Raw genomic sequence first — 25,577 nt, 5'->3', positions numbered from 1 at the left:
CGTCTGCAGGTTGAGCCCGCCGAAACCCACCTGACGTCTGCAGGTTGAGCCCGCCGAAACCCACCTGACGTCTGCAGGTTGAGCCCGCCGAAACCCACCCGGGCGTCTGCAGGTTGAGCCCGCCGAAACCCACCCGGGCGTCTGCAGGTTGAGCCTGCCGAAACCCACCCGGGCGTCGACGGGCTCAACCCTCGACGCCGCTACCGACTGCCGCGCGCGTGGCCTCCATCGATCAGTTCGGCGATCAGATCGGTGTAGCTGAGTCCCGTCTGCTGCCAGCACGTCGGGAACATCGAGATCGGAGTGAAGCCCGGCATCGTGTTGATCTCGTTGACCACGTACCCCTCACCCGTGAGGAAGACGTCGACACGTGCGAGCCCTTCGGCGCCGATCGCCTCGAACGCCCGCCGCGCGGTGCGCTGCAATTCAAAGAGCTCACCGTCGCCGAGATCTGCCGGGCAGATCAGCTCGACGCCCGGGGCGTCGAGGTACTTCGCGTCGAAGTCGTAGAACTCGCGGCCGCTGACGACGACCTCGCCGGCGACGCTCACACGAACGGATGCTCCGCCGCCGCCGCCGCCGCCGAGCACACCGCACTCGATTTCGCGGCCGACGACCGCCGCCTCGACGAGCACGGTGCCGTCTTCGGCGAAGGCGACCTCGAGCGCGTCGTCGAGGCTCGCCCAGTCGCTCACCTTGGTGACGCCGACGGACGAGCCTGCACGGGCGGGCTTGACGAACACGGGCAGGCCGAGCGCCTTGGTGCGACGCTCCCAGAGCTCACGGTCGTCGTTCCATGCCGGCCGGGTCAGCGTGACCCACGGCGCCACAGCGATGCCAGCGCCCTCGAGCACCGTCTTCGTGAAGTGCTTGTCCATGCCGATCGCCGAGGCGAGCACGCCGTTGCCGACATACGGCAGGCCGAGCAGCTCCAGCAGCCCCTGGATCGTGCCGTCTTCGCCGAACCGCCCGTGCAGGATGGGGAAGACCACGTCGACGTCGCCGAGCGAGCGCTCGCCTGAAGAGGCAGTCCCACTGAGCTCCGTCGAAGTGTCCGTCACCCGCAACTCTCGCGACGACGCGCTCTCTGGCCAGTGCACGCGGCTTCCATTGTCGGCGACCTCCGGCAGGCGCGCCGGATCGAGCGCGAAGCGATCGGGGTCGTCGGACTCGAGCACGAAGGCGCCGTCACGGGTGATGCCGACCGGGATCACCTCGTAGCGACTACGGTCGATCGCCCGGAGCACTCCGCCCGCCGTGGCGCAGCTGATCGAGTGCTCGCTGGAACGCCCGCCGAACAGGAGAACCACCCTGAGCTTGTCCATCGATCGTCCTTTCGCCTTGCGGCTCGTCATCGGTCGTGAGGTGGGGCGCGATGTCCTTCGGGTCGAGGGTGCCCGCGAGCACCTGTCGCACCTGTTCGACGATGGGCATCTCCACGCCCATCGCTCGCGCCAGTTCGAGGATCGGCCCGACGGATGCGAGCCCCTCGGTGGTCTGCTGCATCTGATTGACGACGTCGTTCAGGTGGTACCCCTGGCCGAGGAGCCGGCCCGCCGTGTTGTTTCGCGAGAGCGGTGACTGGCTCGTCGCGATGAGGTCGCCGAGCCCGGCGAGCCCCGCGAGAGTCTCGGGGTGCGCTCCGTAGGCGACCGCGAAGTCCGTCATCTCGACGAGACCTCGGGTGATGATCGAAGCCTTCGTGTTCTCGCCGTAGCCGACGCCGTCGACGATGCCGATCGCCACGGCGATGAGGTTCTTCAGCACGCCGCCGAACTCGGTGCCGATCACATCGGTGTTCACGAACGAGCGGAAGTAACGGTTGCGGGCGACGGATGCCACGGCCTGCGCCGTCTCGAGACTCGTCGAGGAGACCACGGCCGCCGTCGGCTGCTCCTTCGCGATCTCGAGTGCGAGGTTCGGCCCCGAGATCACGGCGATCTGCGACGGTTCGATGCGCAGCACCTCGGCGATGACCTCGCTCATGCGCTTGCCCGTCGACTTCTCGACGCCTTTCATGAGCGAGACGACGGTGGATGCCGCGTGCAGGTGCGGCGCCATCGTGGTGAGGTTCTCGCGCAGCGACTGGCTCGGCACCGAGATGTACACCTGCTCGGCCCCCGCAAGCGCGAGGTCGAGTCGACTCGTCGCCCGCAGGCCGAGCGGCAGGTTGACCCCCGGGAGGTAGTCGCTGTTGCGCTTGGCCTCTTGGATCTCCCGCGCGAGTTCTGGGCGCCGCGCCCAGATGACGACGTCGGCACCGCCATCGGCGAGAATCTTCGCGAACGTGGTTCCCCAGCTGCCCGCGCCGAGCACCGCGACGCGCTTGCCTGCGGTCTTCCTGGCCGGAGTTCTAGTCTTCAATGCGACCTGTCTCCTTCTGGCCGTGCGCCGTCGGATCCCAGCGCTGCTCGGGAGCAGCTTCACCGCGCACTTCGGAGAGGAGCTCCGCGATGGCGTTCATCAGCTGCTCGGTGGCCGCGAGCAGCGTGCGCTGGTCGAGCGGCTTGCCGCGGTACGCGCTGAGGTCGAGCGGTTCGCCGATGATGACGTCGATGGTATTGCGGGGGAAGACGCTGATCTTCTTGCTGTAGCGCGGCATGAGCCCCTGCGTGCCCCAGTGCGCAGCGGGGATGATCGGGATGTCGCGTTCGAGCGCGATGCGCACCGCGCCGGTCTTGCCCCGCATCGGCCAGAGATCGGGGTCGCGAGTCAGCGAGCCCTCGGGGTAGACGACGACCAGCCGCCCCTTCTCGACGAGCTCTTCGGCCGCACGGAGCGCCGTGTGGGTCTTGCCGCCCGCGCGCTCCACGGGGATCTGGCCGGAGGTGCGCAGAAGCCAGCCGAGCACCGGGTTCTTGAACAACGAGGCCTTCGCGAGGAAGCGCGGCGCTCGGCCGAGCTTCCATGCCGCAGCACCCATCACGAGCGGGTCGATCTCGCTGTAGTGGTTCGGCGCCAGCACGAAGGCGCCGGACTGCGGCATCCGCTCGGGGTAATGGAACCGGAAGCGGGTCGCGAGGTTCAGCGGTGGCAGCGCGATGCCGGCGAGGAGCCAGAAGAACGAGGGGCGGCGGGTCTCCGAACGTGCCTTCACCGAGGTGTTCGAAGACGGGTCGTCGTGTGGCACTCCCCCATTATCCTTCGAGTTCGAAATCCGCCCCGAGCAACTCGAGCTTCGTGATGAAGTCCTCGTAGCCGCGCGCGATGATTCCGACGTTCGACACGGTCGACCGGCCTTCGGCGGTGAGCGCCGCGATGAGGTGGCTGAAGCCGCCGCGCAGGTCGGGCACCTCGATGTCGGCTCCGGTGAGCTTCGTCGGGCCCGAGATGACCGCGGAGTGCTTGAAGTTGCGCTGACCGAATCGGCACGGGCGGCCGCCGAGGCACTCTTTGTGCACCTCGATCGATGCACCCATCTCGACGAGCGCGTCGACGAAGCCGAAGCGCTGCTCGTAGACCGTCTCGTGCACGATCGAGACGCCCTTCGCCTTCGTGAGGGCGATCACGAGTGGCTGCTGCCAGTCGGTCATGAACCCGGGGTGCACGTCGGTCTCGATGATGACGGGCGAGAGTTCGCCGCCGGGGTGGAAGAAGCGGATGCCGTCTTCCTGGATCTCGAAGTCGCCGCCGACCTTGCGGAAGACGTTCAGGAAGGTGAGCATCTCGGCCTGGCGCGCACCGCCGACGAAGATGTCGCCGTCGGTGGCGAGGGCGGCCGCGGCCCAGCTCGCGGCCTCGTTGCGGTCGAAAAGCGCTCGGTGCGTGTATCCGTCGAGTTTCTCGACGCCCTCGATACGGATGACGCGGTCGGTGTCGACCGTGATGATCGCACCCATCTTCTGCAAGATGTTGATGAGATCCATGATCTCGGGCTCGATGGCCGCGCCAGAGAGTTCGGTGATGCCGTCGGCGAGCACCGCGGTGAGCAGCACCTGCTCGGTCGCACCGACGCTCGGGTACGGCAGCGACACCTTCGCCCCGTGCAGACCGCCGGGGGCGGACATGCGGATGCCACTCGGCAGCTTCTCGACGATGGCGCCGAAATTGCGCAGCACCTCGAGGTGGAAGTCGATCGGGCGGTCGCCGATGCGGCAGCCGCCGAGATCGGGGATGAACGCCTCGCCCAGACGGTGCAGGAGCGGACCGCAGAACAGGATCGGGATGCGCGAAGAACCCGCGTGCGCGTCGATGTCGGCCATGTGCGCCGTCTCGACCGCAGACGGGTCGAGGATGAGCTCGCCTTCGACGGGGCCGTCGGTGACGGTCACGCCGTGCACCTCGAGGAGGCCTCGTACGATGCGCACATCACTGATGTTCGGAACGTCTTTCAACACGCTGGGGGTGTCGCCGAGGATCGCTGCCACCATCGCCTTGGTGACGAGGTTCTTCGCGCCCTTCAACTCGATGCGGCCGCGAAGCGGTTTGCCTCCGTTGATCGTGATCTTGTCGACGTTCAACCCGACTGCCGTTCCGTGGTTCTTTGCATCCTGCCCGATCGTGTTCACAGACTCCCTGATTCCGCCGGCTCCCGGATGGGGAGCGTTTTCGGCCGCCACGATTCTCGATGAGACTCGAATTCGGCGATTGCTGGTTCATCTCTGAGGGTGAGCCCGATGTCATCGAGCCCCTCGAGCAGCCTCCACCGAGTGTAGTCGTCGAGGTCGAACGGCACTCTGAGCGACCCTACGGCCACAGTTCGCTCAACGAGATCGACCGTCACGGCTATTCCCGGATCGGCCTCGACGACCTCCCAGAGCCGTTCGACGTCTTCGTAGGCGACTTGCGCTGCGAGGAGGCCTTGCTTGCCCGAGTTGCCACGGAATATGTCGCCGAATCGCGAGCTGATGACGACGTCGAAGCCGAAGTCGCGCAGCGCCCACACGGCGTGCTCGCGACTCGAGCCCGTGCCGAAGTCGGGGCCCGCGATGAGCACCCTCGCTCCCTGGAACTCGGGGCGGTTCAGCACGAACTCGGGGTCTTGACGCCAGGCGTGGAAGAGCGCGTCTTCGAAGCCGGTCTTCGTGACGCGCTTCAGGAACACCGCGGGGATGATCTGGTCGGTGTCGACGTTCGAACGGCGCAGCGGGGCTGCAGTGCCCGTGACGGTGGTGATCTTCTCCATGACTACGCCTCGTTCTCTGAGTTCGCTGAGCTCGCTGAGCTCGCCGAAGCTGAGCTCCCTTCGCTCCCCAGCGGCACCGCAGCCACGTCGCTGCGCGACGCGCCGGAACCGGCCACTGTGGGCCCAGGCTCAGGGAACTGCTCGGCGAGATCCCACGGGCTCGACAGGGTTCCCCGGATCGCCGTGGCCGCAGCGACGAGCGGGGACACGAGGTGGGTGCGGCCGCCTTTGCCCTGCCGGCCCTCGAAGTTCCGATTCGAGGTCGAGGCGCAACGCTCGCCGGGGGCGAGTTGGTCGGGGTTCATGCCGAGGCACATCGAACAGCCCGCGAAGCGCCATTCGGCCCCGAACTCGGTGATGATCTTGTCGAGACCCTCGGCCTCAGCCTCGAGGCGTACGCGGGCCGAACCCGGCACGACCATGACGCGCACGCCGTCGGCCTTCTGCTTGCCCTGGATGATCGAGGCGAATGCACGCAGGTCTTCGATGCGGCTATTGGTGCACGAGCCCATGAAAACCGCGTCGACCCTGATCTCTTTCAACGGAGTGCCCGGCTCGAGAGCCATGTATTCGAGCGCACGCTCGGCTGCCGCACGTTCGTGCTGGTCGGCGATCGCCGCGGGGTCGGGAACCGCTTCTGAGAGCGCGACGCCCTGGCCGGGGTTCGTGCCCCACGTGACGAACGGCTCCAGCGCGTCGGCGTCGATGAAGACCTCCGCGTCGAATTGCGCGCCCTCGTCGGTCGCGAGGGTCTCCCAGTATTCGACGGCCGCCTGCCAATCGGCGCCTTCCGGCGCGTGGGCGCGACCCTTGAGGTAGTCGTACGTCGTGGCATCCGGTGCGACCATACCGGCGCGTGCACCCGCCTCGATCGACATGTTGCAGATCGTCATGCGACCGTCCATCGAGAGGGCGCGGATCGCGCTCCCTCGATATTCGAGCACGTAACCCTGCCCGCCGCCGGTGCCGATCTTCGCGATGACCGCGAGGATGATGTCTTTCGCGGTGACGCCCGGGCGCAGAGCCCCCTCGACGTTGATGGCCATCGTCTTGAACGGCTTCAAGGGGAGGGTCTGGGTGGCGAGCACATGTTCGACCTCGCTCGTGCCGATGCCGAAGGCCATCGCACCGAATGCGCCGTGCGTCGACGTGTGCGAGTCGCCGCACACCACCGTGATGCCGGGCTGCGTGAGACCGAGCTGCGGCCCCACGACGTGGACGATGCCCTGCTCCTTGTCGCCGAGCGAGTGCAGGCGGATGCCGAACTCGGCTGCGTTGCGTCGCAGAGTCTCGATCTGCGTACGGCTCGTGAGGTCGGCGATCGGCTTGTCGATCTCGAGAGTCGGCGTGTTGTGGTCTTCTGTGGCGATCGTGAGATCGGGCCGGCGCACCGGGCGACCGGCCACTCGCAAGCCGTCGAAGGCCTGGGGGCTCGTGACCTCGTGCACGAGGTGCAGGTCGATGTAGATGAGGTCGGGAGTGCCGTCTTCGCCCTGCGTGACCAGGTGCGCGTTCCAGACCTTCTCGGCCAGGGTGCGCGGGCGCTCGCCCGTCGCGATGGCGCTGTTCGAGCGTGCTGCATTCATGCGATCTTCTTCCTCAGTTCCAAGGGTCAGCCGACGACGAACTCCGCGACGGGGAAGGCCTTAGAACGAGGCCCCATCGCGGCACCGAAGGAGAAGAAGTCGTCGTGCGCGCACCACTTCAGGCTAACACTTCGGAATCGCCGGGCTCGCCACGCACGACACCGGTCACGCTCGGTCGATCGTCACCGCGAACGACCCGAGATCGACGCGGGAACCGGGCGCCAGCACGACGCGTTGGCCGGGAGCGAGGTCGTGTTCGATGCCGTGCGGGTCGGTGAAGAGCACGCCGTTCGTCGAATGCAGGTCGGTGATCGAGAGTTCGGCACCCTCGAGGTCGATGATCGCGTGGGTCTTCGAAACCGACTTCGCGGGATCGACGACGGGCACGAGCGCGGCGTGCGGCCGCACCGCAACGGGCGATGGGTCACGACCCAGTACGAGCGACCCACCGACCTGGAACCGCTGCCCGTCGGCGAGGCTGAGCACCCACGGCCCGTGCGGAGTCGCCTCGGCGGCGGGCACGACCGGGTCAGGGGGCGCAGTCGGGGCGCCCGCGGGTACGAACACGGGGAACTTCGCCGACCGCACCGTCTGGGCAGGATCGGGCGCAACCTCGACCGGGGCAGGGATCAGACCGGGAGGCGGAACGATGAACCCCTCGTGTTCCACGACACCACTCTAAGCGAGCTTGTCAATCCTCACGGTGAGCATTTCACCCTGTTGCGGGCGCAGCGGGTGGTGCTGTCGCGGGGTTCGCGCCCTTCGTGCCCTTCGCCCTCTTCGCCGGCTTCGCACCTGAGATGTCGACCTTCGACCAGTCGCGTTTCGAACGGATGCGGAACCGGCTGAAGAATCGTCGCAAGCGACCGGATGCCGCGCGCGCAAGCCCGACAGATTCGAGCGCCTCGTTCCAGCTCTGCTCCACGACGGCCTCGTCGACGACCTGACCGCCGAAGACGGCGCGATCGGTGGCGTCGGCCAACGGCGTGACTCGGATGCTGCTCGCCGGTGAATCTGCCCGCACCACACGTACCGGACCCGTGTCCGTGTGTGCTGCTCGCGCATCGCCGAGTCCCTGCTCTCGCAGCTGCCGTTCGATCGAAGCAGCGACCTGCCGGCGACTACCGATGCGCGGCACCTCGAAGCCGAGCTCGGCGAACTCATCGGTCAATTCGTCCCACGCACCGGCGGCGCGCCGATCGCCCGGTCCGCGAGTGCGACGACGCCGACGACGACGCGTCTTGATCGCGGCGATGACGAACATCGTTCCGAAGAAGAGGAGGAGCGGGATGCCCACTGCGCCGGCGGTGACCCACGCCCACGCCGGGATCACGAAGCCCTGGTCCTTCTTCTCGTCGTCGCTGTCGTCGATCTCCACAGCCGTCAGCAGGTCTTCGTCCTCGTTGTCGCTGCGCGGGGGCTGGCGCACCTGCGGCTGCGGCTCGGACTTCGGCTTCGGCGTCTGATCCTGCGGGATGTCGGTCTCATCGGGTGTCGGGTGGAATGCCACCCAGCCTGTCTTGTCGAACGCGACCTCGACCCAGGCGGTGACGTCGTCGCCGACGACCTCGACCGATTCGGCGTCTTCGCCCACTGCGGGGGCGAAGCCCATCACCACACGAGACGGGTATCCGAGATACCGCGCCATCAACGCCATCGCCGAGGCGTACTGCTCTTCGTCGCCGACCATCTGCGATCGGGTGAAGAGCTCGATCATGCGGTCGGCGCCGTGGCCAGCGCGTGACGGCACCGAGTCCGAGGCGAGGCCGTGGCTGAGGAAACCCTGCGTCTTCAGGGCGGTCTCGATGGCGCGGAGCTGCTCGATCGGCGTCTCGGCCGTGCCCGCGAACTCCTGAGCCTTCGCGACGACGACGTCGGGCGTGTTCTCGACGGGCGCCAGGTCGATCTGCGCGGGTGGCGTGTTGATCAGGTCTTCATCGTCGATGCTCCGCTGCACGGTCGCGTCGATCGAATACCGGTACCCCTCGGTGACCCCGCTCGTGAGCACCGCCGTTCCCGTGGCCGGGTTGTACCGGAGGTCGCCGGCCCGGTCGGAACTCGTGCGGTCGTCGAAGACCAGGCGGGTCGGGTACCCGACCCCCGGCAGCCACACGTCGTCGTAGGCGCTGACCTCGACCTCTGCCCGACGTTCGCCACCCTCCCGCATGAGCCCCGGCAACGGGATGCTCTCGCCGACGAGCGTGAATCCGCCGTCGGTCGAGGTCATGTCGTCGGGTCCGGCGACGTTCCAGAGCTTGCCGTCGTACGAGTCCATGCTCGCGAGCCGGATGACATCACCGGGCTCGAGACCGGTCGCGGTGAAGAGCGGCGTGTCGGCGAGGTCTTTCGTGTACGCGCGGAAGCCCGCGAGGGGGCTCGGGAAGGCCAGCGGGTCGAACGGGGGCGTGATCTCCTCCCTGAGCACGAAGCGGTCGGGCTGCGTCGGCGCGAGCGCCGTGCCGGCGAGTGCGCCGACGAGCACGGCGCCCGTGACGAGGATGCCCGTTCCCATGACCTTGCGCCGGCGCAGCCGGGCGGCACCCTCGTCGTTCGCCGACGGCGCGGCATGCCGTCGCCATCCGAGCCAGATGAGTGCGATCACCGCGAACGCGACACCGCGAACGCCCGCGAAGTACGCCTCGTCGGTGCCGAGCAGAATGCCCGACAGGAAGAGCAACGCCGGACCGATGAGCAGCACGCTCGCTCGAAGCGGCGTGCGCCGCTCGACGAGCCAACGGCTCGCGAGCATCGTGCCGACCAGCGCGACGAGCCAGGTCGCGAAGTACGGCACGACCGGAATGTAATAGGGCGCCTCGACGGGTGTCTGCAGGGTGACGATGTCGGCCCAGCCCCAGACCGCGCCGAGCGCGAGCCCCGCGAGGCTCTCGAGGCTCGGCACGAAGCCGAGCAGCGACTGGCCAGACATGGTGAGTACGCTGCCGAAGAGGAAGTAGCCGAGCAGCGCGGCGAGCACGTTCGTCACGACGCCGAGCCGCAGTATGTAGCCGAGCACGCCGAATGCGGTGCCGACGACGAGTCCGCCGATCCCGGCGATCAGGAAGTTGTGGTCACCGAACGACGTCTCGTAGCCGATGACGCCGAGGAGCGAGAGGATCGAGAGGAACGCGACATCCGGCCAGGCACGCACCGGGAACGCACGGGTGGCCTTCTCGGTCGCGGGCGATGGCGAGGGCGCGCCGGGCACGGCCGGCGCGGGAGTCAGGGTCTCGGTCACGGCCGCACCCTTCGCAGCACGCGAGGCAGATCGCCGATCTGTCCGATCGTGACGACCGTGAGCCCGGATACCTTCGCGATGCGCGACGGTGCGCCGAACTCGGCGCGGAACCCGATGGTCTGCGTGTCGAGTCCGAAGACCGTCTCGGCTGCGCGGAAGTCCGCCAGCGGCACCAAGGAGCCGCCCACGATCATGACGACGCTCGGCGAAGGCAGTCGCTTCGTCGCGTCCCGCGTGAAGTCGCGCAGATTCGCGTGGTCGCCGGATGTCTCGGTGAGCCGCGACGAGTCATCGAGCAGTGCCATCGGGGTAGCAGTGGAGAGGGGCATCCGTTCGCTCACGATGCTCATGTTCGTGCCGTCGCGCACCACCTGCACGCCGATGGACGCGGTAATGGAGATGGCGAGCTCGAATTCGTCTTCGGAGGCGTATGCCGCGCGGTCGGTCGTGTGCACGATGGTGAGCTGTGAGCGGCGCGTCTCTTCGAACTGACGCACCATGAGCTGGCCGGTGCGCGCCGAGGTGCGCCAGTGCACGTTGCGCAGCGCGTCACCGGGCTCGTACGAGCGCAGCGCGTGGAAGGAGATGTCGTCGTTCGTGATGGTCTTCGTGATCTCCCCTTCGAGGTCGCGCACGAGGCCCGACGCGCTGGGGGCGAGGCGCGCGGTCACGGGGTGCACGAAGAGCTCGACCTCATCGGTCCAGCGCACGGTTCGGCGCAGCAGCCCGAGCTGGTCGCCGCGAACGGTGATCGCCGGTCCGGCGACGATGACGGCGCGCCGATGCGTGGGCACGGCGAAGAGCTCGTCGTGCTCGGTGTTCGGGGCGAGCACTGGGATGACGAACTCGGCGGTCGCACCGCCGACCGGCAGTTCCATGCGCGAGGGGATGGACGAGTTCGCGGCCACGTTGGTCACGACCATTCGGCCGAGTGCCCGCTCCCCCGCGACCACGCGGCGCGGATTCAATTCGATGCGCACGCCGAAGTTCGTGCGGCCGAAGACGAAGGCGACCGCCACGAGGAGCGCGGCGATGAGCGTCGCGCCGACGTAGCCGAACTCGACCCAACCGAAGATGCGGCTGAGAGCGAATGCCACGACGGCGCCGGCGAGCACGAGCCAGCCGGTCGGTGAGACGACCCTGGTGACGGGCGCAGCGAAGCCGAAGACGCGCGCGAGCGCTTGTCCGGCCAGACGCACGGCGTTGCTCGCGCCGCCGACGATGGCGCGCCACAGACCCCGCACCGCGATGGCGGTCTGCGATGGCGTGCGCGGTGGAGCGTCCGGGCGTTCGGCGGCGTTGCGACTCATGCCGCGCGGTACGCCGGGGGTTCGATGTCGACCAGCACGCGGCTCACGATGTCTTCGGCGGTCACCCCGGCGAAGTCGGACTCGGGGTCGACGATGATGCGGTGCGAGAGCACCGGCACCGCGAGTTCGCGAACGTCGTCGGGGGTCACGTAGGTGCGCCCCTGCGAGAGGGCCCAGGTCTTCACCGCACGGGCGAGGGCGAGGGCGCCGCGCATGCTGACGCCGAGGGTGGAGTCTTTGTGACTGCGCGTCGCGGTCACGATGTGGTTCAGGTAGGCGAGCACGGATGCGTCGACGAACACCTCTGAGGCGAGCTGTGCCATGGCCGACACCGAGCCGGGGGCGATGATCGGCGCTACCTTCGACGCGCGGGCACGGTTCGAGGAGTCGAGGAGCAGGGCGACGGCGGTGTTGTGGTCGGGGTAGCCGAGCGAGGTCTTGATCAGGAAGCGGTCGAGCTGGGCTTCGGGCAACGTGTAGGTGCCAGCCTGCTCGACGGGGTTCTGCGTCGCGATGACCATGAAGGGGCTGCCGACGTCGTGGCTCACGCCGTCGACGGTCACTCGAGCCTCTTCCATGACCTCGAGGAGTGCAGACTGCGTCTTCGGGCTCGCACGGTTGATCTCGTCGGCGAGCACGATGGACGCGAAGATCGGCCCCTTGTGGAACTCGAAGACGCCCTTGCCCTGGTCGTAGATCGTCACACCCGTGACGTCGGAGGGCAGCAGGTCGGGGGTGAACTGGATGCGCGAGTTCGTTCCGTCGAGCGTGTTCGCCAGTGCCTTGGCGAGCACGGTCTTTCCGGTGCCCGGCACATCCTCGAGCAGCACGTGACCGTCGCTCAGGAGCGCCATCACGACGAGCCTGATGACGTCGCGTTTGCCGAGGATCGCCTGGTCGACGTTGTCGACGAGCTTCGCGAAGGCGTCGGAGAACCAATCCGCCTGTTCTTGGGTCACTGCCATCGGGTCATCTCTCTGTATCAGGGGTTTCAGGGTTTGCCGCCGCGAACCGGAAGGCCGTCCCAGTTGCTCGTGCTGGCGGAGTACTTCGTCGCGCCGCCGCCGACCGGGCTGAATCGGACGCGGATCGAATCACTGTTGCGTTGGCCGAGTCCGTTCTCGAGCACGAGCGAGCCCGAGCTGCCGAGGTTGTAGCGGCCGACGTAGAAGGAGTCGGAGCTGCCGTTCACCTCGGTGACGACGTCGTAGGTGCCCGCGGTCAGATTCGAGAAGTCGACGCCGACATAGTGGCACCCGGAGCAGTACGACGCCGAGCCGGCCTTGAACACGTCCGCCGAGAACTGCGGCGGTGGCTTGCTCTCAACACCGAACGTCGTACTTGCAACTGGGCCCGTGCTCCCGCTGCCGTTGTTCTTCGCCTGCACTTCGACGGTGTGATTGCCTGCAGCGAGATTGCTGAAGGTCTTCGATTCACCGCTCTGGTATCCCGACCAGCCGCCACCGTCGAGCCTGGTCCTGTACACCACCGCGCCACCGCCCGTGTCGGACGGCGCATTCCAAGTGACGGAGACGTCGGCCGGCGCATAGCCGATCGAACCGTGACCGACGCTGCGCGGCGCGGTCGGTTTGCCATACGGCGTCTCGCTCTTCGAGTTGGACGCATCGGATGTGCCCTTCTCGTTCACTGCTCGGACCGTGAAGCTGTACGCGGTGCCGTTCGTGAGCCCAGTGATGGGCTGAGTGGTGCCCGCAGCATCCGCACCGAAGTTCCACGGTCCGCCTGCTGCCGGCGAAGCCGACACGATGTACCCGGTGATCGGTGAGTTGTTCGTGGCGTTGGCCTTCCACGCCAATCTCACGGAGCTGTCGCCGCTCGAGATGCTCGTGATGCTCGGCGCGTCGGGCCGGTCGCGAACGATCACGGTAACCCTGCCTGTCACCTCGCGCAACGGGTCCTTCGTGCCGTCTTGCACACGGTAGACGACGCTCAACTCGCCCGTGAAGCTCGGGCCGGTCTTCACGGTGATGCCCGTCGACGTGAAGGTCACATTCGCCGTCGAACCCACCGACGCCTGGTCGATCTGCGCGTCGATGACGCGGAGCGGCGTGCCCTCGGCCTCGAACGGGTTGATGTCGTTGGCGAGCACATCGATCAGCTTCGACTTCGCGGGCTCCATCTCGAACGGACCGTCGTCACGGGCCTGCGCCTTCGGCCGCGACGAGCTCACGACCTCGACGTCGATCGAACCGGGAACCGAGAACTCCTTGTAGTCCACCGTGAACGTCAGCGTCGTCTTCGTACCGGGTTGCACGCCGAGCGGCGAACCCACCGTCAACATCGAACCGCCGATACCGGCGTTGAAATCGGCACTCTGCCCCTGCAACCCGTTGTACGAGAGCTCCTGCAGCACCTTGTCGCTCGGGTGGCCGCTCGATTGACGCAGATCGATCTCCTGCGCGGCCTCGCCGGCCTCAACCTTCACCGTGCGCGGAGTGAAGGTCGGCGGCACGTCTTCGAAGTTCGGATCGCCGACCGTGACCGGAATCGTCAGGAACGCCTTCCTGCCCTTCGGGTCGTTGGCGTTCTCTCCGTCGGTGACCTCGAACGTCACTGCGGATTGTCCACGGAAGTCCTTCGCCGGGGTGTAGGTCAGCGTCGAGGCATCCGTCATCGCGGACGACCCGTCGCCGTTGGTCGAGGTCGCCGAGAGGATGCGTGCGGGCTTGCCCGACGGCACGATCACGATGTCGCCCACGCTCCACGAGATCGTGCCGTTCATGCGCACGATCTGCGGGCCGAGCTCGGCGAGGTAGGGCGGCGGGAAGGCCTCCTCCTCTGCCTTCTCGTCGTCGTCGGGGTCGGTGCTCGGGGGAACGATGATGAAGGCCATCGCCGAGAGTTCGTCGATTTCGTTCGTGAGACGGTAGGCGATCGCCTGGCGCTTCGAGGTCGGCGTGACCTTGACGGTGCCGTCGGTCTTGACCTCGGCGTTCCCGGCATTGGGCCCCTCGAGGCTCACCACGAGATCTTCGACGAGCCCGCCGGGATTCTGCGCGTCGCTCAAGGGGTCGACGGTCACGGTGGCCTTGTCGACGACCTGTTTCGGCTCGACGACCTGATCATGCGCGGTCGGCGGCTCGATCTTCGCATCTTCGGTCACGAGCACCTGGATGAACGCACCATCGGCGCCGCCGTGGCCGTTCGTGATCTCGTAGCGCACCGAGTTGCCGCCCTCGGCGTCGGGTGCCTCGACCAGCACCCGATTGTTCTTCACGCTCGCGGTGAGGCCCTCACCGACCTCGGGCAGCTTATTCTGCACCTTGATCGGGTAGCCGCTCGGATCGGAGTCGTTCGCGAGCACGTCGATCGCCGCACGGCGACCCGGACGAAGCTCGACGACATCATCGACGGCGTTCGGCGGAAGCGTCTCGGTCGGTCGCGGGATCACGCCGATGCGGATCGTGCCCGTCGCCGACTTGCCGCCCGTGTCGGCGAGCTCGTATGCGAACGACTCGGTGCCCGCCGAACCGGCATATGCCTCGTAGCTGATGTGCGTGCTGCCGATGTCGACGATCTTGCCGAGTGACGGCGGCGTCGTGATGCCGACGAGAGAGACGGAATCGCCGTCGGGGTCGAGACCGTCGAGCGGGATGTCGATCTTCACCGCGGTGCCCTCGAAGGTGCGCGAGGTCAACGGAAGCGGGAGGGGCGCGCGATTGTTCTTCGCGTCGGGAGCCACGACCGTGAAGCGCACCGCGGCAGTCGCCGACTGCTCGTAGTCATCGGTGACGCGGTACGAGACGGAGTACACGCCTGGTTCGTCGGGCGCCTGGAAGCGCACCGTGTCATCGGCGGCGAAGGCGAGGCCACCGGCGCCGCCGACTTCGACTTCGACGAGCTCGGGGTCGAGGGTGAGCGGTGCGGCATCGGGGTGGTAGTCGTTGTCGAGCACCGGCACGGTCACGATGTCTCCGGCGCGCACCGTGACCGCGTCATCGGTGGCGACGGGCGGTTGGTGCTTGACGAGCGGCGGCACGGGCACGACCGTCACGGTCGTCGTCGAACTCGCGATGCCGTCGGAGACGGTGTATCCGAACTGGAGCTGCTCGGTGAGCGCCTCGGACGCCGTGATGCGGGCGACCGAGTTGTTCAGCACCTCGACCGAGAGGAGGTCACCGGATGCCTCGGTGTCGACCGTCTGCACTGCGAGCACCCGACCGCTCGGCGACACGTCGTTGGTCAGCATCGCGAGCGTCGTCGGCTCGCCCGGGCGAAGGTAGGCGGTGTCTTTCACGGCGATCGGCGGCGGCGACTCCTTGGGCGCCTCTTTCACGTCGACCCGTACGAGACCCACGCTCGTCGAGGCCCCGGCACCCAGGTTGTAGATGAAGATGTGACTGCCGACCTGGTCGGAGGAGAAGGCGATGGCCCCGCGCTCGAGGTTCGGTGCAACCGATGCCCCCGTCGGCGTCTGCTCGATGCCGAGCAGCGCCAGTGGTTCGCCCGAAGGGCTGAGATCGTTGACGAGCGGCTCGATCATCACCGTCTCGCCGGCGAACACCTCGGCGAAGTCGGGAGTGCCGACCGGGTTCAACGCACCCGTCTCTTTGACATCGACCGTCAGCACCCCGGCAGACGTCACGGTGCCATCGGAGACGACGAACTGCACCTCTTTCGTGCCGAGTTCGCCGGTATTGTGCTCGAAGGTCACGAACCCATCGGGCGCGAACCGCACCGAGTCGCCGCTCGTCGGCGACGCGCTCACGAGGTACACGTCGTCGCCGTCGGGGTCGAGCCAGTCGCTGAGCACGTTGTAGCCCATCGACTTGCCCTGCTCGACACTGATCGCGCCCTCACGCAGCGCGACCGGGGCGTTGTTCTCGGCGGCCGGCCGGATCGTGACATCGACGTGGGCCTGCGCGACGCCGAGACGGCCGTCGTCGGCCGTGTACTGGAACGACACCGTGCCTGCGGCATCCGGCGCCGGAGTGAACTGCAGTGCACGGCCGCCGTCGATGACCTCGAGTCGGCCCGACTGCTCTCCGATCTCACTCACGTTCGTCACGGTCAGCACGTCACCGTCGGGGTCGGTGTCGTTCTCGAGCACCTCGAGCAGGGTGGTGCGGCCGGGCCGCGCTCCGAAGGTGTCATCGCGCGCCGTCGGGGGCCGATTGGTCTCGCTGCGTTCGGCGAGCGTGTCTTCGAAGGTCTGCTGCGAGGCCTTCTCTTCGCCCTCTTCGGCGTCCGTCTCATCGGGCGGAGTCACCTCGTCCCAATTGTCGACGAGGCGCATGTTCGAGTCGACGAGCCAGACGTTGCCGTTCGACAGGTTGTTCAGGGCGATCACGTTGCGGTTCACCCGGAACTCGAGATGCGAACCCTTGGTGGCTTGTTCGATCGACTGGGTCGACGGCTCGCCGTCGTCGCACGCGTTCACGTACTGGCCCGCCCCCGCCCACGCGCCGTGGGCGCATCCGTCGAGCCAGACCGGACTCGACACCTCATCGGGGGAACTGATGGGCACGTCGATGTCGGCCGGGATGAACTCGGGGTCGCCGCCACCGAGTGGTACTTGCAAGAGCCCGGCACCCGTGGCGAGCAAGACGGAGTCGTTCTCGGCACCGACCTGCTGGAGCTTCAGCGCGTTCTCGGTGAGTTCTCGCGGCGAACCGTCGACGATCAGCCGGTTCTGGTCGAGATCGAGCACGACGGGTTCGTCGCCGACGACCGAGAGCTGGTGTTCGTCCATCGAAGGGAGGTCGCTCAGCTCGGGTTTCGCACCGGGTGCCGCGATGCGCGCGAGCCGATCCTCTTTCGCCGAGCTCGCGTACACGACGCCGTCTTTCGACACCGCAACGTGCGAGCCCTCACCGAGCTTCACCGAGGGCTTGGTCTCTGCCGGGTTCAACTGCAGTTCGCCGGCGGCACCCGTGACCCAGAGCTCACCCTTCGGCGACAGGATCGCGAGCGTGTCGCCGCCGTACGCCACCTCTGAACCGGGCGGCACTGCAATGCCCTGACCGAGTGTCGTGAATGCCGGATCGATGCGCTCGATCGACCCGAGGCTCTCGTCGTAGAGGAAGACGTCATCGCCGTCTTGCAACACGTCGAACGAGTTGGAGGCGGTGTTCACCGCAGCGTTCAACTCTTCGATCTGCCGGTTCAATCGACCCGCGAGCAACTCTTTACCGTTGGTGACCCACACCTCACGCGCATCGAGATCGACATCGGTGACCGGGAACCCCTGGTGCAGCACCGCGAATGTGAGCGGAACACCGGCGAGCAAAGCGATCGCGACAGTGGATGCGGCGGCTTTGCGCGTGCGCACCCACGATGTGAAGGTACCCAACGCACGCTCCCTGAACTCGGCCGACCACGGACGGGCGCCGAGTCTGACCCCACACCGGGGTACACGGTAACACGATCGACCTGCGACAACACATGGGGAGAACTCCCCGTGACGCTCGTTGGCGTCAGGCGAAGTCGTGGCGTCCTCAGGTGAAGATCGGTGGCGTCACTCGCCGGTCTTCTGCTCGGCGTCGCGCCGAGCTGCATCGATGAGGGTGAGGTCGTCAGCGTTCACGAGCCGCGTCGCGACCGCGTACTCGACGAGTCGCGCGCGACGGTTCGTGGCCAGTTTGCCCCGCCCACCCCGCAGGCCGTCGACGCCGATGCGGTCGAGCTTCTCGCAGACGTTGTCGAGCTTGCGGTTGAACGTCGTCATGCTCCAGCCGAGTCTCGCCGCAGCTTCAGCCGAACTCGGCACGAGTGCACGACCACCGGCTGGCTGGGCCAGCACGTTCTCGGCGAGTGCGACAACGAGCAGCCGCTGACTCGAAGTGAGTGTCACGGGCAGAATCGTCGTGCCGCCGTCGGCCGGTGCAGCGGTGAGGGAGGTGTTGTAGAAGTCCTCTTCAGCGTGCACCGTGAAGTCGTACGTCGTCGCGCCGGCGCTGAACATCACGTGAACCGTCTGGAAGACGAGCGGCAGCTTCGCACCCGGAGCAAGCCACGCCTGCACGCTACCCGTCGAGTCCGAGATCGTCGCAGACAGGATCTGGCCGACGTTCGAAAGCCACCAGAGGCCGAACTCCGAGGAGAGCGTGAGGAAGGTTCGATGCAGATACGGATTGTCGTCGATCGTGAGGTCTGATTCACGCCCGATCGTGAACGGGGCGCCCATCTCGACGGTGTACGACTCCCCGCAGTACTCGACGCGAAGCGGTCTCATGGCGTGCAACCTCTCGTGGGGTCGGAGGTCTTGCTGCCGCGCTGCACCTGCACGTCGATGCACGTGCGCGCGCCTGCCGCTGCGCGTTCGACGACGATGGACGGACCATCTGCGACCTGCGGATCCCCTGACCCATCGGACAGGGTCCAGCGGTACCTGTCGCCTTCAGCGGAGTCGCTATGGGAGACCTGGAAGGTCACGCTGGTGCCGTCTGAACTCGCGACACCGGTCGAGACGACTGCTGTCGGCACCGTCCCGGCTATCACGGCATTCTCTCCGGGGTTCGATGTCTCGGCCACCGGTGGGGGGTTCACCGTTCCCGACAGCGCGATCGCGATGCCGATGACCGCCGCGATCACGACGGCGGCGGCGATGCCCACGATGAGACCGAGTCGATTCCGGCGTGGCATCGTCGAGGCGACAGACGCGGGCGTCGCGCCGGCCGGTCGCACAATCGTCGAGTCCTGGATGGTATCGCGGACGACGCCGCGAACCACGGTTCCCTCATCCGGCAACTCGCCGGCCGTGCCCGCTGCGGCGCTGCTCGACGGCGTCTGGGCATTGATCTGCTGCGGCGAACGAGCGCGCGTCGCATCGTCGTCGGCGACAGTCGGCACGCCGCGCACCGGAGTCGGAGTCACCGGCGTGGCCGACCGCGATGCCTGCGCGTCGACCGTGCGCACCGAGCGCGCCCGCGTCGCATCGTCGTCGTCATCGTCTGGCTCGGCCTCACTTCGAGCGCTCGCGAGGTTCGGCACCTCGATCGTCGTGGCCGCGTACCCGAGTTCGAGCTCGACACGCTGCAGCGCGCGAGCGAATTCGACGGCGCTCGGGTAACGGTCGTCGCGGCGTGTGGACATGCCCTTGGCGAGCACCGCGGCGAGACTGCGCGGAACGTCGGACCGGTCCATCGGCGTGATCGCGCCGCGCTCGATGCGACCGATGAGATCGAGCGATCCGTTCGAGCGTCCGGGGATCTCGAAAGGCGTGCGACCTGCGACGAGCGTGTGCACCGTCGCGGCGAGCGAGAACACATCGCTGCGGGTATCGGGTCTCGGGTCGTCTTCGAACATCTCGGGCGGCGACCACGGCACACTCATGCCCACGGCCGACTGGCCGGACGCGGTCGACGACGACTCGGACGGCAACGTCATCGTGTGCACGGGCAGCTCGCCCTCGAGGTTCGAGGAGATGCCGAAGTCGGTCAGCGCGGGCCAGCCGTAGTCGTTAGTGAGCACGTTCGCCGGCTTGATGTCACGGTGCAGGATGCCCGCCGCGTGTGCCGTGGCGATCGCGCCCGCCAGACGCACGCCGGTGCGCAGGGCGTCCTCGATCGAGAGCGGCTGGCGCTTGTATCGTTCGGCGAGACTCGGACCCGAGCAGTACTCCATGACGAAGTACGGGCGGCCGTCGCCGGAGACGTCGGCGTGAAAGATCGTGACGATGAATGGATGCGCCGACAACTGCGCCATCAAGTTCGCCTCGGCGACGAACTGCGCCTTGGTGTCGCGACCGAGGCCCTCGGCGAGCAGCACCTTCACGGCGACCTTGCGTCGCGGCAGTTTCTGTTCGAAGAGGAAGACGTCGGCGAAGCCGCCCGATCCGAGCAGCCCGAGCGGGGCGTAGCCCGGAAGCTCGGGCGGCGTCGATGGGGCTCGACGCATCAGCCGCCCACGATCTGAATGGTCCAGCCGCCGCCGAGATCGACGACGGTGCCGGTGAGCACCGGGGTCGGTTCACCCGAACGCAACTTCACGGGCGGCTTGCCCGGGGCCACGACATGGGTTCCATTTCGCGAGTGCAGGTCTGTGATGACCACCGTGTCACCTTCGAGGGCGAGTCGCACATGGCTGCGTGAGATGTCGGGGTCGCCGAGGCCGATGGTGATGAGGCGCGGGATACGGCCGCCCGACACCTTGCTGACGCTCGGCGCGCGCCCGAGCACGACCTCGTGCCCGATCGATTCGAGCGTTCCATCAGGCATCCTGATGCTCGCCTGCGCCTGCGCCTGCGCCTGCGCAATCGCTGTGGCGGTGGCCCCGCCCGCGGGAGTCGCGACCGCCCCACGGGCCGCACGCTCCTCGCGAAGGCGGCGGATGTCGATACTCGCAACCGTCATGCCATCGTGGTCGCCGTCGACCTCGGCGACCGGCGCCGCTGGGGCTGCGACCGGTGCCGCTGGGGCTGCGACCGGTGCCGCTGGGGCTGGCGCAGCTGGGGCCGGGGCAGGCGGAGGGCCGGCGGGCAAGCCCTGCGCAAACGTGGACGACACCCCGGCGACGGTCTCTTCGTCGGGTACCATCGTGAGCTCGACGGGCGCGGTCACCCGCACTGGCGCTATCGGAACAGGCGGGGCAAGCAGCGGGAGGTCGGGTCGCACGGCCGGCGCAGCGCTCGGGGCGGGGCGGGGAACGGGGACTGCTCCGGATGCCGACGCCGAAGGTGTGCTCGGCCGCTCAGGGGCGACCGGCTCGACGCCCTCGGAGACCACCGATCGCACGGGCACCACGGCCTCGATGACGGGCAACGGCTCGGACGCGGCATCCGTGTCGCCTTCGACGACGATTGAGATCTCGGAAGCCCCGTCGAGGACGCGTTCGACCCAAGTGGACACTCCTGCATCGTGGATCTCACCCGAAGCCGAGCGCACGGTGATCGGTCCGCGCACCACGACGCGTGCTGAGCCCGTCGATTCGTCGCGCACCACGAGCGCGAACGAGGGGGTCGCCGCGAGTCCCTTCGCGGTGAGGCGATCGAGCACGAGCGGTGTCGGGTCACCCGTGCCGAACACGGGCCAGAGCTCGGCGAGGTGCCCCGCGGCATCGGCCGGAAGGACGAGGATCACGCCGCCGCGAACCGCCGCGAACCACTCGCCAGCTGGATCATGCCGATACGTCGCCATCTCCGCCTCCCTCGGTGCGCGGCCGTGTGTCTTCAGCTGCCCTCGAAAGTCTGCCCCGCCGGTCGCGCGTCGTCTCGTCATCGTCGTCGTCGGATCCGAGCACCGACTCGACGACGATCGCGGTCACGTTGTCGCGACCGCCGTGGGCGAGGGCTGCGTCGACGAGCTCACCGGCGAGCCCCGCCGCGTGTCCGGTGTCGCCCGCGAGGATGTGGGCGATCGACTGGTCGTCGACCTCTTTCGAGAGGCCGTCGCTGCACACCAGGAAGACCTGCCGGCCTGCCGCTGGGATCAACCACACGTCGGGGTCGACGAACTCGTCGGCTCCGAGGGCGCGCGTGATCACGTTGCGCTCGGGGTGCCGTTCCGCTTCTTCGGGGCGGATGAGACCTGCATCGACGAGCTCTTGCACCGCCGAGTGGTCGACGCTCATCTGCTCGAGCGTGCGGCCGTCCCACGCGTAGACCCGCGAGTCACCGATGTTGAAGACCATCCAGTGGAACCCTGCACCGTCGCCGGCGTCGACCAACGCGATGCCCGAGAGTGTCGTGCCCGCGACCGCGGTGCCCTCTTCGCCGGCCTCGCTCAGCGCACGCACCGCGTCGTTGGAACTGTGGATCGCATCGAGCACCTGCTCGGGCGACGAAGGCACACCGAACTCGAGATGACGCGAGAACGTGTCGATCACCGCACGACTCGCCGCGTCACCACGGGCGTGCCCGCCCATGCCGTCGGCCACGAGATAGACGGGAGCCTCGGCGAGGAACGAATCCTCGTTGACGCTTCGCACGCGCCCGACATCTGTGCGCGCGCTATGCGCGATGAGCGCAGCACCGTGCGTCAGGGCGACGACGCCCTCGCCATCACCTGACACGGTTCTCCTCGATCGAGTGGGAAAGCGGGCGGCGGCCACGACGATGCGTCCCGGTGCCGACCACAACGCTAGCAACTCCGGCGCCATGCTGACGACGCCTGTGGAGAGTCTCAGCGACCGTCGGTGTGCGAATCCTCCGTGAAGTGGGGCACCTCGTCCATGAGCTTGTGGCCCCGGGACTTGGCGTCGTGACGGGCCTTCACGAGGCTCGCGACCGTGGCCACCGCCATCGCCGCGAGGATGACGATGAGCGAGGTCCACGTGGAGATCTCGGGCGCCCACTCGATGTGCTCGCCGCCGTTGATGAATGGCAATTCGTTGACGTGCATCGCGTGCAGCACGAGTTTGACGCCGATGAAGGCGAGGATGAACGCGATGCCGTACTTGAGGTACTCGAGGCGCTCGAGCAGCCCGCCGAGCAGGAAGTACAGCTGGCGCAGGCCCATGAGCGCGAACACGTTCGCCGTGAACACGATGAACGGACTCTGCGTGATGCCGAAGATCGCCGGAATCGAGTCGAGGGCGAAGAGCAGGTCGGTCGTGCCGATCGCGACGAAGACGATGAGCATCGGCGTGAAGAACCGCTTGCCGTCGATGACCGTGCGGAGCTTGACGCCGTCGTACTCGTCGGTGATCGCCACCCGCCGGCGGAGGATCCGCACGATGAAGGTGTCTTTGTCCTCCTCATCGTCGTCGCCGCGCACCTGTTGGATCGCGGTCCACACGAGCCACGCGCCGAAGATGTAGAAGATCCACGAGAAGTTCTCGATGAGCGAGGCGCCGAGGAGGATGAAGATGCCGCGCAGCACGAGGGCGATGATGATGCCCACCATGAGCACCTCCTGCTGCAGCTTTCTCGGCACCGAGAACTTCGCCATGATGATGACGAATACGAAGAGGTTGTCGATCGAGAGGCTGTACTCCGTCAGCCAGCCGGCGAGGAACTGCCCGCCGTGCTCTGCGTCGCCGAGCACGAACATGAATCCAGCGAAGACGAGCGCCAGGCCGACGTAGAACGCGACCCAGAGCGTCGACTCCTTCATCGAGGGCACGTGGGGTCGTTTCAGCACGAGCAGGAGGTCGCCGACGAGGATCAGCGTCAGGATGACCAGGGAGCCGACTTCGAACCAGATGGGGAGATCGAGCACGTTGTGCCTTTCGGAATGCGGGGACGGCGGACTCCGAAAGTCTCTCCCACTGCTGCTCTCGCAGGTCCCACGCCCGGAGCGGCAACGACGGCGCTCGTACTGACGATCGTGGGTCGAGGCCGGGCCTCGCGGGATACTCCCCTTCGCTGTGGCGAGTCTAGCCGAACACGTCGCCCGGCGGCCCGGGGCACGCACATCGTGGCGACGATTCGCGCCCGTAGAATCAGGGTCCGCACGAGAAGGAGTATCTGTGAGCCCGACACCCCCCGCCCGCCAGTACCGCAAAACCCCGGGCTCTGCCCTGGTCGGGTACGCGATCTTCGCGAGCCGCTGGTTGCAGGCGCCGCTCTACCTCGGGCTCATCGTCGCCCAGGCGATCTACGTGCTCGTCTTCGTGGTCGAGCTCTGGCACCTCGCCGAAGAGGTCGCGACCGATATGGGTCATCTCGATGAAGCGGCGATCATGCTCGCCGTGCTCGGCCTCATCGACGTCGTCATGATCGCGAATCTGCTCATCATGGTGATCATCGGCGGCTACGAGACGTTCGTCTCACGCATCAACGTCGACGGTCACCCCGACCAGCCCGAGTGGCTGAGCCACGTCAACGCGAACGTGCTCAAGGTCAAGCTCGCGATGGCCATCGTCGGCATCTCCTCGATCCACCTGCTGAAGACCTTCATCGAGATCGGCGGCATGACCGATAACGGCGTGGTCGAAGAGGACGTGAAGTACACGCCCACGGGCGTCATGTGGCAGGTCATCATCCACTGCGTCTTCATCCTGTCGGCACTCGCGCTCGCCCTCATCGATCGGATGTCCTACCACAAGGTCGGCCCGCACGAGGTGCACGACGGCGTCACCGTTCCCTACCCCGACGCCCGCCCAGGGCTCGACGACGACGCGATGCCCGAGCTCGTCGACAGCGTCCACCACCGCTGACGGCCTCTGCGGTGCGGCATCGAGCGGATGCCGCACCGCAGCGCCGAACACCTCGTCGCCGCGTCTCGGCGCGTACGACCGGAAACGCCGAATGCCCTCGCGGAAGCGAGGGCATTCGAGTGGTTGTCGCTTGTCACATGCGTGACCCCAGCGGGATTTGAACCCGCGCTGCCGCCGTGAGAGGGCGGTGTCCTAGGCCGCTAAACGATGGGGCCGAATCGACAACTTGAAGAGTATGACACAGCTTCAGGGCCGCCGCAAAATCGCGACAGCACCGACATCCGCTCGATCGACGGGGTCGTTCGCTGCCCTCTCAAGCGAAGACGGAGACGGCGCCGGGCATGATCTCGATGTCGATCGGCAGCGGCCCGATGCGTTCGCCGTCGGCGTAGGCGACGATGTCGTCTGCCTCGATGCGCACCGTGCGGGCGGTGAGGAACTCGACCGCCGGATGATCGGCGTGCCGGCCCGCGAACACCTTGGGGAAGACGGCGACGAGCCCCGCCCTCGACAGCGGATGCACGATGAACACGTCGAGCAGTCCGTCGGTGTGGTCGGCGTGCGGCACGATGCGCATGCCCCCGCCGATCGAGGAATTGTTCGCGACGGAGACGAGCATCGCGCGTTGCTCGCGGCGCACTCCGTCGACCGTGATCGTGTAGTTGCGGGGTCGAAAGGTCACGAGTTCGCGCACCATGGCGAGCGTGTACCGGCTCGGGCCTCTGGGCGCGACCATGCCGTTCGCACGTTCATTGACGGCGGCGTCGAAGCCGGCCGAGACGACGCTGGCGAACCAGGTCGTCAATTCGCCGTGGCGGATGACACCGGCGTCGATCGTCCGCGGCGTTCGGCCGAGCGCCTCGACGAGCGCTTCGGTCGCCGCTGCCGGATCGTCGAACGGCAGTCCGAGGCCGCGTGCCAGGTCGTTGCCCGTGCCGGCCGCGACGATGCCGAGCGGCACGCCGGTGCCCGCGACGAGGTTCACGCCGAGCGATACCATGCCGTCGCCGCCGACCACGATCACGCCATCGGTGCCGAGTGCGAACCCCGACTCGGCCTCGCGCCGGAGCAGTTCGAAGTTGGCCTCACGGAGCACCGAGACCTCGTACCCCTCTCCGATCAGTCGCTCCGCCACGGCCGGTCCGACCGCGCGATTACGACCGAACGAGGCCGCGGGATTGATCGCGACGAGAAGTCGCCTGGGAGCACTGGGCATGGAGCGATTCTGGCAGGCATACGGCTTGCGCGCCGACCCTGCGCAG

The 25,577-nt window shown here is 67.4% G+C and carries 18 protein-coding genes and 1 tRNA gene; 1 reads left to right on the top strand and 18 read right to left on the bottom strand.

Features of this window, described 5'->3' with window-relative positions; genetic code table 11:
* Positions 1–200: 200 nt before the first annotated feature.
* The 16 genes from AC1C2T_RS13555 to AC1C2T_RS13480 all read right to left on the bottom strand — a co-directional run bounded on the left by AC1C2T_RS13555 (position 201) and on the right by AC1C2T_RS13480 (position 23,375).
* A complete protein-coding gene (locus AC1C2T_RS13555) occupies positions 201–1,325 on the bottom strand; it encodes a D-alanine--D-alanine ligase family protein (RefSeq protein ID WP_495385660.1) in 1,125 nt (374 codons plus the stop codon).
* Complete coding sequence (locus tag AC1C2T_RS13550) at positions 1,225–2,364, bottom strand: NAD(P)H-dependent glycerol-3-phosphate dehydrogenase (protein WP_495360464.1); 1,140 nt, start codon at positions 2,362–2,364, stop codon at positions 1,225–1,227. Before AC1C2T_RS13550 ends, AC1C2T_RS13555 begins: the two co-directional genes overlap by 101 nt.
* Positions 2,354–3,130 carry a lysophospholipid acyltransferase family protein gene (locus tag AC1C2T_RS13545; protein WP_495385659.1) on the bottom strand — a complete coding sequence of 259 codons (777 nt, stop codon included), beginning with the start codon at positions 3,128–3,130 and terminating at the stop codon, positions 2,354–2,356. The genes AC1C2T_RS13550 and AC1C2T_RS13545 overlap by 11 nt, the downstream gene beginning before the upstream one ends.
* 7 nt (positions 3,131–3,137) lie before the next feature.
* A complete protein-coding gene (murA, locus tag AC1C2T_RS13540; protein ID WP_495360466.1) occupies positions 3,138–4,508 on the bottom strand; it encodes a UDP-N-acetylglucosamine 1-carboxyvinyltransferase in 1,371 nt (456 codons plus the stop codon).
* Complete coding sequence (gene leuD / locus AC1C2T_RS13535) at positions 4,505–5,125, bottom strand: 3-isopropylmalate dehydratase small subunit (RefSeq protein WP_495353612.1); 621 nt, start codon at positions 5,123–5,125, stop codon at positions 4,505–4,507. The genes murA and leuD overlap by 4 nt, the downstream gene beginning before the upstream one ends.
* A 2-nt stretch (positions 5,126–5,127) precedes the next feature.
* Positions 5,128–6,711 carry a 3-isopropylmalate dehydratase large subunit gene (leuC, locus tag AC1C2T_RS13530; protein WP_495385658.1) on the bottom strand — a complete coding sequence of 528 codons (1,584 nt, stop codon included), beginning with the start codon at positions 6,709–6,711 and terminating at the stop codon, positions 5,128–5,130.
* A gap of 165 nt (positions 6,712–6,876) precedes the next feature.
* Positions 6,877–7,380 carry an FHA domain-containing protein gene (locus tag AC1C2T_RS13525; protein ID WP_495360468.1) on the bottom strand — a complete coding sequence of 168 codons (504 nt, stop codon included), beginning with the start codon at positions 7,378–7,380 and terminating at the stop codon, positions 6,877–6,879.
* A gap of 43 nt (positions 7,381–7,423) precedes the next feature.
* Positions 7,424–9,946 (bottom strand): transglutaminase TgpA family protein, encoded by a 2,523-nt coding sequence (locus AC1C2T_RS13520; protein WP_495385657.1) that lies wholly within the window; start codon positions 9,944–9,946, stop codon positions 7,424–7,426.
* Positions 9,943–11,256, bottom strand: a complete 1,314-nt coding sequence (locus AC1C2T_RS13515; RefSeq protein WP_495385656.1) for a DUF58 domain-containing protein — start codon at positions 11,254–11,256, stop codon at positions 9,943–9,945. The genes AC1C2T_RS13520 and AC1C2T_RS13515 overlap by 4 nt, the downstream gene beginning before the upstream one ends.
* Positions 11,253–12,221: an AAA family ATPase gene (locus AC1C2T_RS13510; protein WP_495360471.1), complete on the bottom strand. Its 969-nt coding sequence runs from the start codon at positions 12,219–12,221 to the stop codon at positions 11,253–11,255. Before AC1C2T_RS13510 ends, AC1C2T_RS13515 begins: the two co-directional genes overlap by 4 nt.
* A 26-nt stretch (positions 12,222–12,247) precedes the next feature.
* Complete coding sequence (locus AC1C2T_RS13505; protein WP_495385655.1) at positions 12,248–17,569, bottom strand: Ig-like domain-containing protein; 5,322 nt, start codon at positions 17,567–17,569, stop codon at positions 12,248–12,250.
* A 165-nt stretch (positions 17,570–17,734) separates the two neighbouring features.
* A complete protein-coding gene (locus AC1C2T_RS13500) occupies positions 17,735–18,451 on the bottom strand; it encodes a hypothetical protein (protein WP_495360473.1) in 717 nt (238 codons plus the stop codon).
* The gene (locus tag AC1C2T_RS13495; RefSeq protein ID WP_495385654.1) at positions 18,448–20,115 is read right to left on the bottom strand and encodes a serine/threonine-protein kinase; all 1,668 of its coding nucleotides are present in this window, start codon (positions 20,113–20,115) and stop codon (positions 18,448–18,450) included. The genes AC1C2T_RS13500 and AC1C2T_RS13495 overlap by 4 nt, the downstream gene beginning before the upstream one ends.
* A complete protein-coding gene (locus AC1C2T_RS13490) occupies positions 20,115–21,353 on the bottom strand; it encodes an FHA domain-containing protein (RefSeq protein WP_495385653.1) in 1,239 nt (412 codons plus the stop codon). The genes AC1C2T_RS13495 and AC1C2T_RS13490 overlap by 1 nt, the downstream gene beginning before the upstream one ends.
* Positions 21,334–22,227, bottom strand: a complete 894-nt coding sequence (locus tag AC1C2T_RS13485) for a PP2C family protein-serine/threonine phosphatase (protein WP_495385652.1) — start codon at positions 22,225–22,227, stop codon at positions 21,334–21,336. The genes AC1C2T_RS13490 and AC1C2T_RS13485 overlap by 20 nt, the downstream gene beginning before the upstream one ends.
* A 110-nt stretch (positions 22,228–22,337) precedes the next feature.
* Positions 22,338–23,375 (bottom strand): TerC family protein, encoded by a 1,038-nt coding sequence (locus AC1C2T_RS13480; RefSeq protein WP_495360477.1) that lies wholly within the window; start codon positions 23,373–23,375, stop codon positions 22,338–22,340.
* Positions 23,376–23,625: 250 nt separating this feature from the next.
* Here AC1C2T_RS13480 and AC1C2T_RS13475 point away from each other — a divergent pair, with 250 nt between their 5' ends.
* Positions 23,626–24,315 carry a TIGR00645 family protein gene (locus AC1C2T_RS13475; RefSeq protein ID WP_495385651.1) on the top strand — a complete coding sequence of 230 codons (690 nt, stop codon included), beginning with the start codon at positions 23,626–23,628 and terminating at the stop codon, positions 24,313–24,315.
* A gap of 142 nt (positions 24,316–24,457) precedes the next feature.
* Here AC1C2T_RS13475 and AC1C2T_RS13470 read toward each other — a convergent pair.
* A tRNA-Glu gene (locus tag AC1C2T_RS13470) sits at positions 24,458–24,530 on the bottom strand.
* Between the two features lie 98 nt (positions 24,531–24,628).
* Positions 24,629–25,531: a diacylglycerol/lipid kinase family protein gene (locus tag AC1C2T_RS13465; protein ID WP_495360479.1), complete on the bottom strand. Its 903-nt coding sequence runs from the start codon at positions 25,529–25,531 to the stop codon at positions 24,629–24,631.
* Positions 25,532–25,577: the final 46 nt, after the last annotated feature.

Source organism: Agromyces sp. Y558 (assembly GCF_059445415.1).
This window is presented reverse-complemented; position numbering and strand designations above follow the sequence as displayed.

Excerpts from the sequence above, each read along its gene's own strand:
- AC1C2T_RS13555 (WP_495385660.1), bottom strand. The coding sequence starts at position 1,325 with ATGGACAAGCTCAGGGTGGTTCTCCTGTTCGGCGGGCGTTCCAGCGAG.
- leuD (WP_495353612.1), bottom strand. The coding sequence starts at position 5,125 with ATGGAGAAGATCACCACCGTCACGGGCACTGCAGCCCCGCTGCGCCGT.
- leuC (WP_495385658.1), bottom strand. The coding sequence starts at position 6,711 with ATGAATGCAGCACGCTCGAACAGCGCCATCGCGACGGGCGAGCGCCCG.
- AC1C2T_RS13515 (WP_495385656.1), bottom strand. The coding sequence starts at position 11,256 with ATGAGTCGCAACGCCGCCGAACGCCCGGACGCTCCACCGCGCACGCCA.
- AC1C2T_RS13510 (WP_495360471.1), bottom strand. The coding sequence starts at position 12,221 with ATGGCAGTGACCCAAGAACAGGCGGATTGGTTCTCCGACGCCTTCGCG.
- AC1C2T_RS13500 (WP_495360473.1), bottom strand. The coding sequence starts at position 18,451 with ATGAGACCGCTTCGCGTCGAGTACTGCGGGGAGTCGTACACCGTCGAG.
- AC1C2T_RS13495 (WP_495385654.1), bottom strand. The coding sequence starts at position 20,115 with ATGCGTCGAGCCCCATCGACGCCGCCCGAGCTTCCGGGCTACGCCCCG.
- AC1C2T_RS13490 (WP_495385653.1), bottom strand. The coding sequence starts at position 21,353 with ATGGCGACGTATCGGCATGATCCAGCTGGCGAGTGGTTCGCGGCGGTT.
- AC1C2T_RS13465 (WP_495360479.1), bottom strand. The coding sequence starts at position 25,531 with ATGCCCAGTGCTCCCAGGCGACTTCTCGTCGCGATCAATCCCGCGGCC.